This window comes from Streptomyces sp. GC420 (genome assembly GCF_009916105.1).
Classification (GTDB): Bacteria; Actinomycetota; Actinomycetes; order Streptomycetales; family Streptomycetaceae; genus Streptomyces.
In genome coordinates, this window is sequence record NZ_JAAAXQ010000626.1 from 1 (window position 1) to 2832 (window position 2832).

At 68.9% G+C, this 2832-nt stretch carries 3 protein-coding genes; 2 read left to right on the top strand and 1 reads right to left on the bottom strand.

Features of this window, described 5'->3' with window-relative positions; translation table 11 throughout:
• Positions 1 to 71 precede the first annotated feature (71 nt).
• Positions 72 to 833 (bottom strand): DeoR/GlpR family DNA-binding transcription regulator, encoded by a 762-nt coding sequence (locus tag GUY61_RS37075; protein WP_166634686.1) that lies wholly within the window; start codon positions 831 to 833, stop codon positions 72 to 74.
• Positions 834 to 1121: 288 nt separating this feature from the next.
• Between GUY61_RS37075 and GUY61_RS37080 the strand changes: the two genes are divergently transcribed.
• Together GUY61_RS37080 and GUY61_RS37085 are read left to right on the top strand one after the other, a co-directional pair.
• Entirely contained in the window at positions 1122 to 1730 is a 609-nt protein-coding gene (locus GUY61_RS37080) for a gamma carbonic anhydrase family protein (protein WP_166634687.1), read from the top strand.
• Positions 1731 to 1895: 165 nt separating this feature from the next.
• On the top strand, positions 1896 to 2693 hold the full coding sequence (locus tag GUY61_RS37085) for an SGNH/GDSL hydrolase family protein (protein ID WP_166634688.1): 798 nt from the start codon (positions 1896 to 1898) through the stop codon (positions 2691 to 2693).
• Positions 2694 to 2832 lie beyond the last annotated feature (139 nt).

The window sequence follows — 2832 nt, forward strand, 5'->3', positions numbered from 1 at the left end:
GCACGACTGGCCACCTCGCTCGCCGCCGCGGCGCTGCTCATCGGCTGCGTCTCGGGTGGTGCCGAGCGGGCTCAGACCCTGATGACCTGCGGTCCGAGCAGTGAGTAGCGGTGGGCCTCGGACGTCGGCAGCCCGGTGTCGGTGACGATCGCCTCGAACTGGGTGACGTCCGCGAAGCGGCAGAAGCTCACGGCCCCGAACTTGGTGTGGACCCCGGAGAAGACGCGGCGCCGGGAGACCCTGATGACCTGTGCCTTGATCTCGCTGACCGCGGGGTCGGGCGTGGTGAGCCCGTACTCGCGGGAGATGCCGTTCGCGCCGACGTACGCCAGATCGATGACGAAGCCGGACAGCATGTGGGTCGCCCAGTGGTCGACCGTGGCCATGGTGCCGCCGCGCACCCGGCCGCCGAGCAGCAGCACGGTCATGTTGTCGCAGACCGCCAGGGCGCCGGCCGTCGCCAGGGACGAGGTGACGACGGTGAGAGGACGGTCGCGCGGCAGGGCGGCCGCGATGAGCTGCGGGGTGTAGCCCTCGTCGATGTAGACGGTCTCGGCGTCGCCCAGCAGGTCGGCCGCGGCTGCGGCGATCCTGGACTTCTCGGGGACATGCAGGGTGGTGCGCACGGCGAGTGTGGTCTCGAATCCCGCGCTCTCGACGGGATGGGCCCCGCCGTGGGTGCGCCGGACCAGCCCGTGCTCCTCGAGCAGGTGCAGGTCGCGCCGTACGGTCTCCTTGGAGACCCCCAGGTCGGCGGCGAGCTTCGCGACGTCGACGGAACCGCTGCGGCGTGCCGCATCCAGGATCGCGCGTCGTCGTTCCTCGGCGTCCACAGCGACACCTCCGTTTCGCGGCTCGGCACTCGACGCGTTCGCGCCCTTGCGAAGCCCTGCCCGTTCGGGCTCCTGTCGCAATTTCTACAAGTGCGTCGCCCCGCTGACCAGGCTCGTCGCAGAAGTCTTCGTGACCGGGTGTGCCCGTTTCCCGGCGGGTGTCCTCGCAGGACGATGGGGCAGCGGGCCGCCGGAGCGGCCGGGACCCCTGCCCGCTCGCGGCCCCGGCGTGCCCGTTCGCTGACCGTTTCGCCAGGGCGGCACCGGCCGGCCGACTACCCTCACCGCATGCTGATCGAACACCGGGGCCAGAGCCCTGTCGTCCCCGAGTCCGCCTACGTCGCACCCTCCGCCGTGCTGTGCGGCGCCGTCGTCCTGGGGGAGCGGGCGCGGGTGCTGCACGGCGCCGTCCTCACGGCCGAGGACGGCGAGGTGCGCACGGGGGACGACGTGGTGGTGATGGAACACGCGCTGGTACGGGGCAGGGCGGGACACCCCGCGGTGCTGGGCGCCGCGGTCCTCGTCGGACCGCACGCCCACGTCAACGGCGCGGTCATCGAGGACGAGGTGTTCGTGGCGACCGGCGCCTGCGCCTTCCCAGGGGCGGTCGCGGAGGCCGGCTCGGAGCTGCGGATCAACAGCGTGCTCCAGGTCAACTCCCGGCTCGCGGCGGGCGCCGTGCTGCCCATCGGATGGATCGCCGCGGGCGATCCGGCACGCCTGTTCCCGCCGGAACGGCACGACGAACTGTGGTCGGTGCAGCGGGAACTGGACTTTCCGGGCACGGTCTACGGGGTCCCGCGGGGGACGTCCATGCGGGAGTTGATGGCGGGTCAGGCGGATTTCTACGGGTCTCATCGAGCCGATCGGATCATCGGTGCCGATTCACCCGAGTGAACGGGTGAACGACTGACCGAGGGTCAACGTCCCCACCGATTCACAGGTTTGACGGTGTCCTAGCGGAATGCTTTATTCCGCAAAAAACCCTTGTCATGGACACTCCTCAGCGAGGTTACTGCGTGGTACCAATCTCCCCGCAGAGATCCTTACGACGGAGGTTCCATGAGACTTTCCAAGTGGTTCGCGTCCATCGCGTCCGCACTTTCCCTCGGCCTCGCCCTCGTGCTCACCGGTGCGGGAGTTTCCTACGCGGCCACCCCTGCCTACGTGGCGCTCGGCGACTCCTACTCCTCGGGGAACGGTGCCGGCAGCTACATCTCCTCGAGTGGCGACTGCTACCGCAGCACGAAGGCCTACCCCTCCCTGTGGGCGGCGGCCAACAACCCCTCCTCCTTCACCTTCGCCGCGTGCTCGGGCGCGGTGACCACCGATGTGATCAACAACCAGCTCGGAGCGCTCAACTCCTCCACGGGCCTGGTCAGCATCAGCATCGGCGGCAACGACGCCGGCTTCGCCGACGTCATGACGACCTGTGTGCTGGAGAGCACCACCAACTGCCTCAACCGGATCGACACGGCCAGGAGCTATGTGAACAACACGCTCCCGGCACGGCTCGACGCCGTCTACAGCGCCATCCGTGCGAAGGCGCCGTCCGCCAAGGTCGTCGTCCTCGGCTACCCCCGCTTCTACGAGATCAACTCCAGCCTGTGCATCGGCCTCAACAAGACCAAGAGGCAGGCCATCAACGCGGCTTCCGACCTGCTGGCCGAGGTCACCGCCAAGCGCGTCGCCAACCACGGCTTCACCTTCGGTGACGTCCGCACCACCTTCACCGGCCACGAACTGTGCTCGGGGTCGGCGTGGCTGCACAGTGTGACGCTGCCGGTCTACGAGGCGTACCACCCCAACGCGAGTGGCCACTCCGGTGGTTACCTGCCCCTCCTCCAGGCCAACGCCTGAACTTAAGGCACCCCCCGCACAGACTCACCCGCATCAGGCCCTACGAACGGAGCGACAGGCCTCGGCGATCCATGCCGAGGCCTCATGCTTTTCCCCCGTTCCCGTTCCCCCTTCCCCACCTTCCCTCCTTCCCTCCTTC